Origin of the sequence: Proteus columbae (assembly GCF_002777965.1) — a bacterium.
Taxonomy (GTDB): Bacteria; Pseudomonadota; Gammaproteobacteria; order Enterobacterales; family Enterobacteriaceae; genus Proteus; species Proteus columbae.
Genome location: NZ_NGVR01000028.1, coordinates 100,578 through 116,631, shown reverse-complemented (window position 1 = coordinate 116,631; position 16,054 = coordinate 100,578). Strand labels below are relative to the sequence as shown.

Sequence of the window (16,054 nt, the reverse complement as noted above, 5' to 3'; positions counted from 1 at the left end):
CTGCCATCATATTCATTAGGAAGGCGAATCCATTACATCATCACCACATCAAATTGCTCCTGACTATAGAGTAGCTCAGTTTGCACTTTCACTTGTTTACCGACAAAAATTTCAACCTCTGCTAATGCATGTGATTCATCGCCTTTTAATGCTTCTGCAACTACTGAGGAGGCGTAAACTAAGAAGCGATCTGCATCAATCGTTTTATGCACACGCACTATTTCACGTAAAATCTCATAACAAACTGTTTCAACTGATTTTACCGTACCTCGCCCTTGGCAAGTTGGGCAGTCATCACAAAGCACATGTTCAAGGCTTTCCCGCGTTCTTTTACGTGTCATTTCGACTAAGCCAAGTTGAGAGAAGCCATTAATCGTTGTTTTCACTCTATCTTTACTTAGTGCTTGCTCAAGTGATGCCAATACTCTGCGTTTATGTTCATCATTATTCATATCAATAAAGTCAATGATGATGATACCGCCTAAATTACGTAACCGTAATTGACGGGCAATGGCTTGGCTTGCTTCAATATTAGTATTAAAAATAGTTTCTTCTAAATTTCGATGACCAACAAATGCCCCTGTATTGATATCAATAGTGGTCATTGCTTCTGTTTGATCGATAATCAGATAACCGCCTGATTTCAATTCAACTTTGCGCTCTAAAGCCCGTTGAATTTCACTTTCTACACCATAGAGATCAAAAATAGGCTGATTACCTTGGTGTAATTCAAGTTTAGCGGTTAATTCAGGAATATATTCACCAATAAATTCCTGTAGTTGATTGTAGGTCAATTTAGAATCAACTCGTATGCTATCTAATTCAGAACCTGCAAAATCACGTAAAATACGCTGTGCTAAAGCTAATTCGCCATAAATTTGAATGCGGGTTTTATTTCTTTTCTTACGCTCAATGATTTTATTCCATAGGCGTTTAAGAAAAGCGGCATCTTGCTTAATTTCGTTTTCGCCAACACCTTCGGCAGCGGTACGAATAATAAAACCGCCATTTTCATCGCAATATTCTTCAACGAGTTGCTTTAAGCGCTCACGCTCTTCTTCACTGTCAATTCGCTGAGAAACGCCTACATGAGACGCACCAGGCATAAACACTAAATAGCGAGAAGGCAATGTAATATCGGTGGTAAGGCGAGCACCTTTTGTTCCTAAAGGATCTTTAACCACTTGTACAATTAAGTCTTGTCCTTGATGCACCAGTTGCGCAATATCACGAACATTAAATTTTTTCTGCTCTTCACCCGCAATACATTCAGTGTGAGGCATAATATCAGAAGCATGTAGAAAAGCGGCTTTATCCAGCCCGATGTCAATAAATGCAGCTTGCATCCCGGGTAATACACGACTTACCCGACCTTTGTAGATGTTTCCGACGATACCTCGTTTAGCTTCTCTTTCGACATGAATTTCTTGAAGTATGCCTCCGCGAATATAGGCAACACGAGTTTCAGATGGCGTCACATTCACTAATAACTCAGCTGTCATGAAATCTCCTTCTCATTAGCTAGAGACGAAAATTGAGCTATCAATGCTTCGGTTTCAACAAGAGGCAATCCGACAACAGCATGATAACTCCCCTCAATCCGTTGAACAAAACGGCCTCCCTTTCCTTGAATACCGTAAGCGCCAGCTTTATCCATTGGCTCCCCTGACTCAATATACGCGCTAATCTCACTCTCTGTCATCTCTCTAAAAGTGACGTGTGTGATGACTAATTGACTCAATGTGTGTGTTCTATTAGAGATAGCAATTGCTGTCATCACTTGATGTGTTGCGCCTGAGAGTGAACGTAGGATTTGCGCGGCATGGGTTTTATCATGAGGTTTTTCAAGAATATGACCATCATGAACCACAATAGTATCAGAGCCCAAAACGGGATAATCATGAGGAGCTTGTCTTACACCTTCTTGTGATTTTTCTTTTGCCAAACGAAGAACATACTCTTCTGGCTTTTCACCTTGTTGCCAAATTTCATCAATTGCTGGTGTGATAATACTAAATTCAACATCTAATAACGCGAGAAGTTCACGTCTTCTTGGTGAGCTGGAAGCAAGGTAAAGTGTGGTCACAAATAATGTCCTCATGACGGTAACGCAAAAGTGACCGCCATGATCCAATAACTTAGTGAACTAAAAACTGGTGACGGATTTTGCGAAGTAAAAAATAAAGCCATGGCCAAAGAATACCACTGACTGGGCTATTCCAGAATACTTGTGGGTGAAAAGTCACAGGTGAAAGTAAAAATTCTGCCCAAAATACAGCGAGATCAACAACGACAACACTTAACATCACCACTAAGGCTTGTTGCCATAACGCTAAATTACAAAAAAGCTGATATTTAAAGGCGATAACATAACTCACTAAAGTATAGGCCAATGCATTGACACCTAAGGTAGTTCCTTGGACTAGATCCATAATCATACCTAAGACAAACGCGGTTCCGACACTGACACGATGAGGAATGGCTGTTATCCAATAAATAAGAAATAACATCGGCCAAATAGGTCGATACACCTCTAACTGTTCTGGCCACGGCATAATTTGTAAAACTAATGCGACAAGAAAAGAGAGCCAAACAACCCAACGCCCACGACTTTGATATGGATTCATCGTGTCTACCTACTTCTATTTGTATTAGCAGGTGTATTTGTTGCAGCAGGCGTTGTTGCTGGTGGCGTGGTTCCGTTAGTACCTTCCGTCGAACTGTCTAACGGCTCTTGAGACATAGAACGAGGAAGTGGTGGCCCTGCTTGTTCATAATTAGGTAAAACTTGAGGCATCAGTTGCATTAAACGCTCATTAGCCGCGTGATAAACCTCTGAAGGCAGAGGAGGTTCTCCCATTTTATCTGATGCATTCCATAATAAAAGCAAATAGCGTAAACGTTGTAGCTCAGCTGAAGGTCGAACATTAATTACGGAATAAGCCCGTTGATTATCCACTTTAACTGAAGATACCACACCAACAGGATACCCTTCTGGGAAACGCCCCCCCAATCCTGATGTCACTAAAACATCGCCTACACGAATATCAATATTGGCTGGTAAAGCTTCTAACAGTAAATCATCGGCACAGCCGGCACCAGAAGCTATAACACGAATATCGTTACGTAAAACTTGTACAGGTAATGCATGAGAAGTGTCACATATTAACAGTACACGACTCGTAAGCTCACTTACGGCAATAACTTGTCCTACAACACCTTTATCACTAATAACAGGTTGCCCTTCATAGACGCCATCGTTGGTTCCTTTATCAATAACCACTTGATCTCGATAAGGCGTACTATTACCAGACAGTACTTGCGTTACTGTCATTTGTTCATTTTGGCGCAGTGGTGAACCAAGTAATTCTCGTAAACGGGCATTCTCTTGCTTAAATTGCTCCAGTAATTGGCTTTCTCCGCTACGAACTAACAACTCTTTTCTTAATGCTTGATTCTCAAATTGTAAACGCTCACGCGTGGCAAATGTTTCTGAAATTTGATCAAGGAAACGGCGTGGGCCATTTGCAAGAAAATAGAAGGGACTAACAGCAGTATCAAGATACTGGCGGACTTTAGAAAATGCACCAATACGGTTATCGGCAATCAATAAAGAGATAGCGACAACCACGGCGATTATTAATCTTAGTTGCAGGGAAGGGCCCCGACTAAAAATTGGCTTCATAAACTCTAAGATCACTCACACGGAGAAGTAAAAGAACAGGCGTTAATATTCTCACCAAGGGGGAATCCATTCTCCCTTGTTAGAATTAATCTCAATCTTCGCTAAACAGATCGCCACCGTGCATATCGATCATTTCTAATGCTTTACCACCGCCACGAGCAACACAAGTCAGTGGATCTTCAGCAACAATCACAGGAATACCTGTCTCTTCCATTAATAAACGGTCTAGGTTGCGTAATAACGCACCACCACCGGTTAATACCATGCCGCGCTCTGAAATATCAGAAGCTAATTCTGGTGGGCATTGCTCTAATGCAACCATAACAGCACTGACGATACCTGTTAATGGTTCCTGCAAAGCTTCAAGAATTTCATTAGAGTTTAAAGTAAAGCTACGAGGCACACCTTCTGCAAGGTTACGACCACGAACTTCAATCTCATTGACTTCATCAGAAGGATAAGCCGAACCGATATCGTGTTTGATACGTTCTGCAGTTGCTTCACCAATCAGTGAGCCGTAGTTACGGCGCACATAGTTAATGATAGCTTCATCAAAACGGTCACCACCGATACGAACAGAAGAAGAGTAAACTACACCGTTTAATGAAATCACGGCAACTTCTGTTGTACCACCACCAATATCGACCACCATTGAGCCTGTTGCTTCAGAAACAGGTAAGCCTGCACCGATTGCCGCAGACATAGGTTCTTCAATTAAGAACACTTCGCGAGCGCCCGCACTTAATGCTGATTCACGGATAGCTCTGCGTTCTACTTGAGTGGCGCCAACTGGTACACAAACTAATACACGAGGGCTTGGACGCATAAAGCTATTGTTATGAACCTGTTTTATGAAGTGCTGAAGCATTTTTTCGGTTACATAAAAATCAGCAATCACACCGTCTTTCATTGGACGGATAGCAGCGATATTCCCAGGTGTACGCCCTAACATCTGTTTGGCTTCATGCCCTACAGCAGCAACACTTTTTGATGTGCCAGCGCGATCTTGACGAATAGCGACAACGGAGGGTTCATCGAGAACAATACCCTGTCCTTTGACATAAATAAGGGTATTGGCGGTACCCAAGTCAATAGACAAATCGTTGGAAAACATGCCACGAAATTTTTTAAACATACGAAAGGATAATCCTGCAAGCCGGGACGGAGAAATCCGTCTACTCTATCAACCACAATAAGCAGCGACAAGGCGCGATTCACTACTTAGATTAAAGTGGACACGTAAATAATCTTAAAGGCACAATATTCTACGTTACTTTTCCCAATTGGAGCAGAAAAAAACTGCATAAAAATGGGCTAATTAGAACGATTAACGCATAATTTCGATCCTACGCCATTCATATTTAGCTTATGTAACAATACAAACAACGCTCATATCAATAAAGAAAAATCTCACTTCGTTGCCAAACTGTGACTCAAAAGTCTCATTGCAAGTTCAAATAAAATTTATTCATTTAAATAAGCACAATTATTCTATTGATATTAAATGGTATTTCACCGGCAAAATTTGACTGAGATAACGACCAACGTACCCACCTCGAATACTTCTCAGGCAACGCATTATCTTTATTTCGAGCAATAAAGAGAAATGCTAATTTTTATCCAATCGTAAACCATTAACGGTGTTATCTAATTACCAAGAGATAAAACTCAGAATAATCTCTGCACCAATAAACGTAGAACCCCCGTTTATACACTAAAAAAGGATTATTTGTCTCATTATTACAATAGATATTGTGCACAATCACGACGAGATCTAAAAAATCACCTATCATGACACAAATAGAAATCGATGAGGGGTCAAAATGAAAGCATTATTAGTAGAACAAAATGACAACAAACTCAGTACCAACGTACAAGACATTGATGAAAAAACACTGCCTATTCATGAGGTTATTGTCGACATTCATTACTCAACGCTTAACTATAAAGACGGACTCGCTATCACAGGCAAAGGAAAAATACTGCGTCAATTCCCAATGGTACCGGGTATCGATTTTTCGGGTGTTGTTCATCACACCGAAGATCCTCGTTTCCACATTGGTCAACATGTCTTATTAACTGGCTGGGGGGTAGGTGAAAATCACTGGGGTGGCCTTGCACAAAAGGCAGGTGTAAAAGGTGATTGGTTAACCGTCGTGCCAGAAGGACTCTCTTTAAAAAATGCCATGATAATTGGGACCGCGGGTTTTACTGCTATGCTTTGTGTGATGGCATTAGAACAAGGCGGTATCACACCTGAAAGTGGTGATATTTTAGTTACTGGAGCCAGCGGTGGTGTTGGAAGTACCGCCATTAGTTTGCTAACAGCATTAGGCTATCAAGTTACCGCATTAAGTGGCAGAGCGAGTAACCATGACTATTTACGCAAACTCGGTGCCAAAAATATTATCACTCGTGAAGAGTTTGAACCTGCGGGCAGAGCTTTAGATAAACAACGCTGGGCGGGTGCAATTGATACCGTAGGTGGGCAAATCCTTGCCAATATTCTGTCACAGACAAATTATAACGGCACTGTAGCAGCTTGTGGATTAGCCGGCGGTTTCTCTTTGCCAACAACCGTCATGCCTTTTATTTTACGTAATGTTCGCTTACAAGGTGTCGATTCTGTTTATTACCCAGCAGAAAAACGCGCTCAGGTTTGGCAACGTTTATTAAAATTACTACCAGAAACGTTCTATCAGCAAGCGACAACAGAAATTACACTTGATGAAGTTCCTCGTTATGCTCAGATGATTATGGATAATCAAGTGACAGGCAGAACCTTAGTAAAACTCTAATTCTTCGTTTTTATCCGCTTATTTCTGGCATTAATTCACCTTATTTAGTGCCAGAATAAGCTTCTTTGTGTGTGAAATGGACATTGAATTGTGATTCAGATCACATTTATGATATATATTGATGATTGATCTCAAAGAAGTTCAGATTTCCAGTGACATCAATAAATAACGTGGTGTTATGATTATTTTTTAAGCACCTGTTTATTTTGCTTTATCGCATTTACAATCTTGTAAAAACTTTTCACTTTTCATCAAAATAAACCCTTCATTCCCTGATTAGACCAGTATTTTGCTGTTATCTTCTGTGAAATGTCTATAATGTCGGACTTTGTGATATGTATCGTAGCATTAGATGCAATAAAAGATGACAAAACGAAAAGCACAGGTTATTTTGTCATTTCGTTGACGAATTGACGGAGATAGAAGCATAATGTCGGAAAATTTTCATATTTTGCTCCTGAATGGTCCGAATCTAAACCTGCTTGGAACAAGAGAGCCGGAAACCTACGGACACTTAACTCTGGATGATATCGTTCAAAGTTTGTCAGCAGATGCTCAGGCATTAAATGTGAAACTCAGTCATTTTCAGTCTAACGCTGAATTTGAGCTGATAAATAAAATTCATGCAGCTCGGGGTAATGTCGATTATATATTAATCAATCCTGCGGCTTTCACGCATACCAGTGTTGCACTGCGTGATGCATTATTAGGGGTGAACATTCCATTTATTGAAATTCACCTGTCCAATGTCTACAGTCGGGAGCCTTTCCGTCACCATTCATATCTCTCTGATATCGCAACAGGCGTAATCTGTGGATTAGGTGCAGAAGGTTATCGGTTTGCTTTACAGGCAGCGGTCAGCCGCTTGTCTTAATAAAAAACATCAAAAAGAGTACGGAATCAACTCATGGATATTCGTAAAATTAAAAAACTGATCGAGCTAGTCGAAGAGTCTGGCATTTCTGAACTGGAAATCTCTGAAGGTGAAGAGTCAGTACGTATTAGTCGTAACTCTGGTCTTCAGGGTCAAATGGCTCCTCAGCAATATTTTGCGGCACCAGTGGCACCTCAACCTGCATTGGCAAATGCAGTTGCGCCTGTAGCGCCAGAAACACCAGCGGCTACACCAACGCAAGAAATCAGCGGTCACGTTGTTCGTTCACCAATGGTCGGAACGTTCTACCGCTCACCAAGCCCTGAAGCCAAGAAATTTGTTGAAGTCGGTCAGCAAGTCAATGTAGGCGATACTCTGTGCATCGTTGAAGCAATGAAAATGATGAACCAGATTGAATCTGACAAAGCGGGTGTTGTTAAATCTATCCTTTGCCAAGATGGCGACAACGTTGAGTTTGACGCTCCACTCTTTGTTATCGAATAACGAGGCAGGTCCATGCTAGAAAAAATCCTCATTGCCAACCGTGGTGAGATTGCACTGCGTATCCTAAGAGCATGTAAAGAGCTTGGGATCAAAGCAGTTGCTGTTCACTCCACGGCAGACCGTGATTTAAAACACGTTCTGCTGGCAGACGAGACTATCTGTATTGGTCCCGCTGCTTCAGCAAAAAGTTACCTAAATATCCCTGCAATTATTGCAGCGGCCGAGATCAGTGGCGCACAAGCCATTCATCCAGGATACGGTTTCCTGTCTGAAAATGCTGATTTCGCAGAGCAAGTTGAACGCTCCGGCTTTATTTTTATCGGCCCAAAAGCTGAAACCATCCGCCTAATGGGTGATAAAGTTTCTGCTATTGAAGCGATGAAAAAAGCAGGTGTTCCTTGCGTACCAGGATCAGACGGTCCTTTAGGTAACGACACTGCGAAAAATATTGAAATTGCTAAACGTATTGGCTACCCAGTTATCATCAAAGCCTCTGGTGGCGGTGGTGGACGCGGTATGCGTGTTGTTCGTTCTGAAAAAGATCTAGAGCAATCCATTACAATGACGCGTGCAGAAGCAAAAGCGGCATTTAGCAACGACATGGTATACATGGAAAAATACCTTGAAAACCCACGCCATGTTGAAATTCAAGTAATGGCTGATGGTCAAGGTAATGCAATCTATTTGGCTGAACGTGATTGCTCAATGCAACGCCGTCACCAAAAAGTAGTTGAAGAAGCACCAGCACCGGGTATTACCCCTGAAATCCGTAAAAATATTGGCGAACGCTGTGCGAACGCATGTATTGAAATCGGCTATCGTGGTGCAGGTACATTCGAATTCCTGTATGAAAATGGTGAATTCTACTTTATTGAGATGAACACCCGTATTCAGGTTGAACATCCAGTAACAGAAATGATCACTGGCATCGACTTAATCAAAGAACAGTTACGCATTGCATCTGGCTTACCTTTATCAGTAACGCAAGATCAAGTTAACGTTCATGGTCATGCAATTGAATGTCGTATCAACGCAGAAGATCCAAAAACCTTCATGCCAAGTCCGGGTACAATTACTCGTTTCCACTCACCGGGTGGATTTGGCGTGCGTTGGGAATCGCATATTTACGCAGGTTATACTGTTCCACCTCACTATGATTCAATGATTGGTAAATTGATCACTTACGGTGAAACACGCGAAATCGCGATCTCTCGCATGAAAAATGCGTTGGCGGAACTTATCATTGATGGTATTAAAACCAATATTGAACTGCACCAGTTCATTATGAATGATGAGAATTTCCAAAAAGGTGGTACAAACATTCACTACCTTGAAAAACGTTTAGGTTTAGCTGAGAAATAATCTTTCTCGCTTAACAAGAAAAGGCATAGTTTATTTACTATGCCTTTTTTATTGCTGATTTTCTGATAGATATTTATTTAATGGGAAATCCTTTAAAAGGTTTTATTTCTCGAATACTAAAACTGGTGTTCATCTCTTTGATATTGCCAATTGCACGCACTTTCATCATTGAAACGTTGTGAAAATCTTCCATATCTTTAACGACCAGTTGCAACATATAGTCATATCGCCCTGAGATATTATGACAAGAATTTAAAATCTCAAGCTTTATGGTGTTATCTAAATTATTGGTTGTATTTGCGTTAGGTGTCATGATGATCAGCATGTGGGATCTGTCGAAAAATATCGATACCTTCCCGCCTTTTAGTCTATTAATTAAAAACACTATTATTACCTTACCTTTTACGCTCACTTCTATACTCTTTATTCAATCCCTTAGCCCGATGGTAATTTCTTATCGTGCTAAAAATAAATCGATTGAAGTCGCTCGCTACAAAGCTTTAAGAGCCATGAACATCTCTTTCGGTACACTATTTTGTGTTGTCTTCTTTTATGCCGTTTCTTTTACCTTTGCCATTGGACATGATGAAGCGGTTAAAGCTTATGAGCAAAATATTTCTGCACTGGCGATTGCGGCACAATTTATTGAAGGCGATGCGGCTAAATACGTGACACCCGTTGGCGTTGCGCTCAATATCTTTGCGTTAATGACTGCATTCTTTGGCGTTTATCTAGGCTTTAAAGAAGCAGTACAAGGCTTAGTCATGAATGCCCTTACTCGTATTATTCCTGCAGAAAAAATTAATCAGAAAATTCTCTCACTCTGTATTGTCATTTTCACTGTGGTTATTGCATGGTGCGCGATTGTTCTTAATCTTCCAGTATTAATGTTCACTTCAATATGTAGCCCTATTTTCGGGATTGTGGGGTGTCTTATTCCTGCTTATTTAGTTTACAAAGTACCTTCATTGCACCGTTATAAAGGTGGATCACTGTATTTAATTATCTTTACGGGCATCCTGCTTTGTATTTCCCCTTTCTTAAAATTTATTTAATTAAATTAGATGTATTAAAGGTTTAACTATGAAATATAACTTTGACGAAATTATAGATAGAAAAGATACTGATGCTTTAAATTATGATGGTTGGCGACAGTATATTTTTAAAGCAGATAAAAATGCGCAATTTGCCTTTGCTGATAATGAATTTATTAGAATGTGGGTAGCAGATATGGACTTCTCTACTCCGCCTGAAGTCCTTGATGCCATTAAAGCACGTCTTGATAGAAAAATATTAGGTTATACCAAAGTGTATGATGAAGAGTATTATCAGATATTTAAAGATTGGTGCCAAAGACATTATGATTGGGAAATTGATCCCCGTGAAATCGTATTATCACCGGGCATTATTCCTGCATTAAATCGCCTAGTACCTTTATTAATAAAAGAAGATGAAAGCATCCTTATTCAAACACCTTCTTATACGCCATTTAAGCAAGCGGGAGATTATAATTCTCGCCAAGTGATCTATTCTGATTTATTAGAAAAAGACGGTGAATATGCTGTTGATTTTGCCGATATGGAACGCAAAATCAAAGATAACTCACTTAATATTAAGCTCTTTATTTTATGTAACCCTCAAAATCCAACAGGTAAAGTGTGGACAGATGAAGAGCTAATTAAGATGGGGAAACTCTGTGTTGAAAATGATATTTGGATGATATCAGATGAAATACATTGTGATTTATTACGTAATGGCGTTACACATACACCTATTGATAAACTCTTCCCTGATTATGAGAAAATTGTAACCTGTATGGCGCCTAGTAAGACATTTAATCTTGCAGGTAATCTGATGTCTCATATCTTTATTAAGAATGAAGAAGTAAAAAAAGAGTGGCTCCGCCTTTATGATGACTTTATTTCGCCATTAAGTTTAGTTGCAACAAAAGCTGCTTATTCTCAATGTGATGAATGGTTAAAAGCACTAAGAAACTATCTCGATGATAATTTTAAATTAGTACAAGAATTTACCCAGACTCATTTTCCAAAAGCAAATTTTAAAATACCTGATTCGACCTATTTAGCATGGATTAATTTGGCAGATTACTTACCTAACGATGTCGATAACCAACAACTTTCACTCTATTTTGCTAATAAAACAGGCATTTTATTAGAAGGTGGAAATATGTTTGTGAGTAATGGAGATAACTATATTCGTATTAATCTTGCTTGCCCTCGTGCCATTATCAAAGAAGGCTTAGAAAGAATAAAAAATGCCCTTTAGTTTTTAATTTATGAGATGAGTAAAACAAAGAAGAGCACTACATTTGATCAATTTATTTCAGTGTATGCTCTTCTTTTTTCCTATTTCTATTGTCTTAAACACCCTATTTATGACGATTATTTCGGCATTTCATTTCTTGATTAATATCCAAACCTATCTCTATTTTTATTATTCTATTAAATAGAAATTTAATACTAATCCTTTTAAAACAATAAGATAATCTATTTTTAATATTCCCTCATGACTTTGTGATTAATTTTCACTGAATCAATACTCACTTTCCCGTACAATCCTCCCATTCATTTTTAACCCTATTAAGATTGGGAGAACAGATGGACAAACGTTTTGTTCAGGCCCACAAAGAAGCCCTTTGGGCCCTAATTTTAACTTTTATGTATTTGTTGGGTTGGTTAATTACCGCCTATTTACCTGATAACACACTAGGCATTACTGGTTTACCTCTTTGGTTTGAGCTTTCATGCTTATTCTTACCTGTTTTGTTTTTTCTGTTGTGCTATCTGATGGTGCGCTACTTTTTCAAAGATATGCCGTTAGGAGATGAGCATGACGATGCAAACTGAGGTCATAGTGCCACTGATTGGCTACCTTCTGCTGGTCTTTCTGCTGTCGGCTTATGCTTATCGTAAGCGCGAAAAAGGCGAGTTTCTTAACGAATATTTTCTGGGTAACCGCTCAATGGGTGGCTTCGTACTCGCCATGACTATCACTGCAACTTATGTCAGTGCAAGTTCCTTTATTGGCGGGCCGGGCGCTGCCTATAAATACGGTATTGGTTGGGTATTACTTTCGATGATCCAACTTCCTGCTATTTGGCTCTCTCTGGGTGTTCTAGGGAAAAAATTTGCTATTTTAGCGCGTCGTTATAATGCTGTTACCTTAAACGACATGCTCTATGCTCGTTACAAAAGCCGTTTCTTAGTCTGGTTTGCCAGTTTAAGCCTGTTAGTCGCTTTTGTCGGCGCAATGACAGTGCAATTTATTGGTGGAGCTCGCTTATTAGAAACCGCAGCAGGCATTCCTTATGAATTCGGTTTGCTGATCTTTGGGATCTCCATTGCGCTGTATACTGCCATTGGCGGGTTTAGAGCCAGCGTATTAAACGATGCTTTACAAGGTTTGGTGATGCTGCTTGGTACATTTATTCTCCTGTTTGCCATTATCTATAAAGCAGGCGGATTAGATGTTGCGATACAAAAACTCAATACCATCGATCCTGCATTAACCTCTCCTCAAGGGGCTGATGGGATTTTAAGTGGCCCGTTTATGGCATCATTCTGGGTACTTGTCTGTTTTGGTGTTATTGGTTTGCCACATACTGCGGTACGTTGCATCTCTTACAAAGACAGCAAAGCTATGCATAAAGGGATCATTATTGGCACAATCGTGATGTCATTATTGATGTTTGGTATGCACTTTGCTGGCGCATTAGGTCGGGCGATCATTCCTGATCTGACCGTTCCTGATCAAGTTATTCCAACATTAATGGTTGAAGTATTACCGCCTATTGCAGCAGGTATTTTCCTTGCGGCACCTATGGCTGCCATTATGTCTACAATAAATGCACAACTGTTACAGTCGTCAGCAACTTTGGTCAAAGATCTCTATCTCAATATCGCCCCGCATGCGATAACTAATGAGAAACGTATCTCTCGTTTATCGAGCCTTTCGTCTTTAATTTTAGGTGTGTTACTGCTATTTGCAGCATGGAACCCACCATCAATGATTATTTGGCTTAACTTACTTGCTTTTGGTGGCCTACAAGCTGTTTTCTTATGGCCTTTAGTTCTAGGGCTTTATTGGGAAAAAGCTAACCGTTATGGTGCTATTGCGGGCATGATCACAGGTGCCACACTCTATGCCACCCTTGCGACATTTAATATCCAGATAGCTGGATTTCACCCCATTGTTCCATCACTGTTATTGAGCTTAGTCGCGTTTCTTGTGGCTAATCGATTTGGAGAGCATACTCTGCCTCAATCAGCATCATTACAGTGAATTCGTTTTTAAAGAGACTAATTATGCCTTGGATACAATTAAGACTTAATGCAACCGCCACTAATGCAGAAGCTATTGGTGATGAATTGGTTGAAAGCGGTGCCGTTTCAGTGACTTTCCAAGATAGTCACGATACCCCTATTTTTGAACCTTTACCGGGTGAAACTCGTCTTTGGGGTGATACTGACGTTATCGGTTTATATGATGCAGAAACTGACATGAAAATCGTTGTGGCGATGTTAGAAAATACGCCATTACTCGGTCAAGGCTTCCTGCACAAAGTTGAACAACTTGAAGATAAAGATTGGGAACGTGAATGGATGGATAACTTCCACCCGATGCGTTTCGGAGAGCGTTTATGGATTTGCCCAAGCTGGCGTGAAGTGCCTGATCCTAACGCCGTGAACGTCATGCTAGACCCTGGACTTGCGTTTGGTACAGGTACCCACCCTACTACCTCATTGTGCCTTCAGTGGCTTGATGGTTTAGATTTAGCGGGTAAAACGGTTATCGACTTCGGTTGTGGTTCTGGCATTTTAGCTATTGCGGCATTAAAACTGGGTGCAGCAAAAGCGATTGGCATTGATATCGATCCCCAAGCCATTCAAGCAAGCCGTGATAATGCACAACGTAATGGCGTTTCTGACGCGCTCACACTGTATCTTGCAAAAGACCAGCCTGATAATCTCAGTGCTGATGTTGTCGTCGCTAATATTTTAGCAGGTCCATTGCGTGAACTTGCACCTGTTATCAGTACACTGCCGCGTCAAGGTGGACACCTAGGCCTTTCTGGTGTGTTAGCGACACAAGCAGAAGGTGTAGTAGCTGCCTATGAAGGACTATTTAACTTAGATCCTGTTGCCGAAAAAGAAGAGTGGTGCCGTATTACCGGTGTAAAAAAATAACACCGAACAAATATTAACCAAAATGAGATAATCTCATTACGTTAAAATTTCACTTAATTATTGTTTATCAGGCATTAATCACATTTTTGCCTGATAAACTCTACTTAGTTCCACTTGTTTATCAATTCTATATCATCAATTTTTAATTTTTTAAAAATACGCAACATTATGTTTTTATTAATTAAATAATCAATTCATAAAAAATCAAGTATAAAAAAGTAACTTTTTTTCGCAATTTGGTTAAACTTTGTCCTTTCATATCTGGCAAAAAATGCGTAATATACGCGCCCTTGCAGTCACAGTTTGGCCCTCTTTTCATCTATGCGAATCGGACAGTATCAGTTAAAAAATTGCCTTATCGCGGCTCCCATGGCTGGCGTTACAGACCGACCTTTTCGGTCGCTTTGCTATGATATGGGTGCGGGTATGACAGTTTCTGAAATGCTTTCTTCCAATCCTCAGGTTTGGCAGACAGACAAGTCTCGGTTACGAATGGTACATAGTGATGAATTGGGGATCCGCTCCGTACAAATTGCAGGAAGTGATCCCGTTGATATGGCGGCCGCTGCGAAAATAAACGCAGATAGTGGCGCTCAAATTATCGACATTAACATGGGTTGCCCTGCAAAAAAGGTGAATAAAAAGCTAGCGGGTTCAGCACTACTTCGTCATCCCGACCTTGTCGCAGAGATCCTCTCTGCTGTGGTTAACGCGGTAGATGTTCCTGTTACTCTCAAGATCCGTACTGGCTGGTCACCTGATGAACGTAACTGTGTAGAGATTGCCAAATTGGCTGAACGTTGTGGTATTCAGGCTCTCACTATTCATGGGCGTACACGCGAGTGTTTGTTCAAAGGGGAAGCCGAATACGACAGTATTCGGACAGTTAAGCAGAATGTTTCTATTCCCATTATTGCGAATGGAGACATAACAGACCCGCTAAAAGCCAGAGCAGTATTAGACTACACTGGAGCCGATGCTTTGATGATCGGTCGCGCTGCTCAGGGAAGACCCTGGATCTTTCGGGAAATCCAGCACTATCTGGACACAGGTGAACTGTTGCCCCCTCTGCCGATTGCAGAGGTACAACAAATAATGCAAAAGCATGTGCGTGAGTTGCACGACTTTTACGGTCAAGGCAAAGGAACTCGCATTGCACGCAAGCATGTCTCTTGGTATCTCAAGGAACATGCCCCTGATGACCAGTTTCGGCGCTCCTTCAACGCCATAGAGGATGCCAGCGAACAGCTGGAGGCGTTGGAAGCATATTTCGAAAATTTTTTGCGTAAATAAATAAAAGAGCTGACAGAACTATGTTCGAACAACGCGTAAATTCAGACGTACTAACAGTTGCCACCGTAAATTCACAAGATCAGGTGACCCAAAAACCTTTACGTGACTCAGTTAAACAAGCACTGAAGAACTATTTTGCTCAATTAAATGGTCAAGATGTTAATGACTTATATGAGCTAGTATTGGCTGAAGTTGAACAGCCATTGTTGGACATGGTAATGCAGTACACCCGTGGCAACCAAACGCGTGCAGCGCAAATGATGGGCATTAACCGCGGCACACTGCGTAAGAAACTGAAAAAATACGGCATGAACTGATCCTAGTCAGTTAA

At 40.6% G+C, this 16,054-nt stretch carries 16 protein-coding genes and 1 pseudogene; 11 read left to right on the top strand and 6 right to left on the bottom strand.

Going from position 1 to position 16,054, the window contains the following annotated elements:
* Window positions 1-32 precede the first annotated feature (32 nt).
* The 5 genes from rng to mreB all read right to left on the bottom strand — a co-directional run bounded on the left by rng (window position 33) and on the right by mreB (window position 4,820).
* Entirely contained in the window at window positions 33-1,502 is a 1,470-nt protein-coding gene (gene rng, locus CBE70_RS15065; protein ID WP_100159965.1) for a ribonuclease G, read from the bottom strand.
* The gene (locus tag CBE70_RS15060) at window positions 1,499-2,086 is read right to left on the bottom strand and encodes a Maf family protein (RefSeq protein ID WP_100159964.1); all 588 of its coding nucleotides are present in this window, start codon (window positions 2,084-2,086) and stop codon (window positions 1,499-1,501) included. Before CBE70_RS15060 ends, rng begins: the two co-directional genes overlap by 4 nt.
* Window positions 2,087-2,138: 52 nt before the next feature.
* Window positions 2,139-2,627, bottom strand: coding sequence for a rod shape-determining protein MreD (gene mreD, locus CBE70_RS15055; protein ID WP_100159963.1), 489 nt, complete (start codon window positions 2,625-2,627; stop codon window positions 2,139-2,141).
* A gap of 5 nt (window positions 2,628-2,632) precedes the next feature.
* Window positions 2,633-3,685 (bottom strand): rod shape-determining protein MreC, encoded by a 1,053-nt coding sequence (gene mreC, locus CBE70_RS15050; RefSeq protein WP_100159962.1) that lies wholly within the window; start codon window positions 3,683-3,685, stop codon window positions 2,633-2,635.
* Window positions 3,686-3,776: 91 nt separating this feature from the next.
* Entirely contained in the window at window positions 3,777-4,820 is a 1,044-nt protein-coding gene (gene mreB / locus CBE70_RS15045) for a rod shape-determining protein MreB (RefSeq protein WP_023582893.1), read from the bottom strand.
* A gap of 688 nt (window positions 4,821-5,508) precedes the next feature.
* Between mreB and acuI the strand changes: the two genes are divergently transcribed.
* The 4 genes from acuI (at window position 5,509) to accC (ending at window position 9,223) form a co-directional block, all read left to right on the top strand.
* Complete coding sequence (gene acuI / locus CBE70_RS15040; RefSeq protein WP_100159961.1) at window positions 5,509-6,483, top strand: acrylyl-CoA reductase (NADPH); 975 nt, start codon at window positions 5,509-5,511, stop codon at window positions 6,481-6,483.
* A 430-nt stretch (window positions 6,484-6,913) separates the two neighbouring features.
* Window positions 6,914-7,357, top strand: a complete 444-nt coding sequence (gene aroQ, locus CBE70_RS15035) for a type II 3-dehydroquinate dehydratase (protein ID WP_006535378.1) — start codon at window positions 6,914-6,916, stop codon at window positions 7,355-7,357.
* A gap of 33 nt (window positions 7,358-7,390) precedes the next feature.
* Window positions 7,391-7,861, top strand: a complete 471-nt coding sequence (gene accB, locus CBE70_RS15030) for an acetyl-CoA carboxylase biotin carboxyl carrier protein (protein WP_023582895.1) — start codon at window positions 7,391-7,393, stop codon at window positions 7,859-7,861.
* A gap of 12 nt (window positions 7,862-7,873) precedes the next feature.
* On the top strand, window positions 7,874-9,223 hold the full coding sequence (accC, locus tag CBE70_RS15025) for an acetyl-CoA carboxylase biotin carboxylase subunit (RefSeq protein WP_088493822.1): 1,350 nt from the start codon (window positions 7,874-7,876) through the stop codon (window positions 9,221-9,223).
* Between the two features lie 73 nt (window positions 9,224-9,296).
* Here accC and CBE70_RS18715 read toward each other — a convergent pair whose 3' ends face one another.
* Window positions 9,297-9,536 carry an Lrp/AsnC ligand binding domain-containing protein gene (locus CBE70_RS18715; protein WP_198585731.1) on the bottom strand — a complete coding sequence of 80 codons (240 nt, stop codon included), beginning with the start codon at window positions 9,534-9,536 and terminating at the stop codon, window positions 9,297-9,299.
* On the opposite strand from CBE70_RS18715, the pseudogene CBE70_RS15015 reads away from it, so the two are divergent.
* The 7 genes and pseudogenes from CBE70_RS15015 to fis all read left to right on the top strand — a co-directional run.
* Window positions 9,475-10,278 (top strand): annotated as a pseudogene (locus CBE70_RS15015) (hypothetical protein); the annotation flags it as partial. The gene CBE70_RS18715 and the pseudogene CBE70_RS15015 sit on opposite strands and share 62 nt — an antisense overlap.
* A gap of 28 nt (window positions 10,279-10,306) precedes the next feature.
* Complete coding sequence (locus CBE70_RS15010; protein WP_100159959.1) at window positions 10,307-11,509, top strand: MalY/PatB family protein; 1,203 nt, start codon at window positions 10,307-10,309, stop codon at window positions 11,507-11,509.
* A gap of 332 nt (window positions 11,510-11,841) precedes the next feature.
* Window positions 11,842-12,090 carry a YhdT family protein gene (locus CBE70_RS15005; RefSeq protein ID WP_023582900.1) on the top strand — a complete coding sequence of 83 codons (249 nt, stop codon included), beginning with the start codon at window positions 11,842-11,844 and terminating at the stop codon, window positions 12,088-12,090.
* Window positions 12,080-13,525: a sodium/pantothenate symporter gene (gene panF / locus CBE70_RS15000; RefSeq protein WP_100160017.1), complete on the top strand. Its 1,446-nt coding sequence runs from the start codon at window positions 12,080-12,082 to the stop codon at window positions 13,523-13,525. The genes CBE70_RS15005 and panF overlap by 11 nt, the downstream gene beginning before the upstream one ends.
* Before the next feature lie 23 nt (window positions 13,526-13,548).
* Window positions 13,549-14,430, top strand: coding sequence for a 50S ribosomal protein L11 methyltransferase (prmA, locus tag CBE70_RS14995; RefSeq protein ID WP_100159958.1), 882 nt, complete (start codon window positions 13,549-13,551; stop codon window positions 14,428-14,430).
* Between the two features lie 321 nt (window positions 14,431-14,751).
* Window positions 14,752-15,723, top strand: a complete 972-nt coding sequence (gene dusB, locus CBE70_RS14990; RefSeq protein ID WP_072063792.1) for a tRNA dihydrouridine synthase DusB — start codon at window positions 14,752-14,754, stop codon at window positions 15,721-15,723.
* Window positions 15,724-15,743: 20 nt separating this feature from the next.
* Entirely contained in the window at window positions 15,744-16,040 is a 297-nt protein-coding gene (fis, locus tag CBE70_RS14985) for a DNA-binding transcriptional regulator Fis (RefSeq protein WP_004245342.1), read from the top strand.
* Window positions 16,041-16,054: the final 14 nt, after the last annotated feature.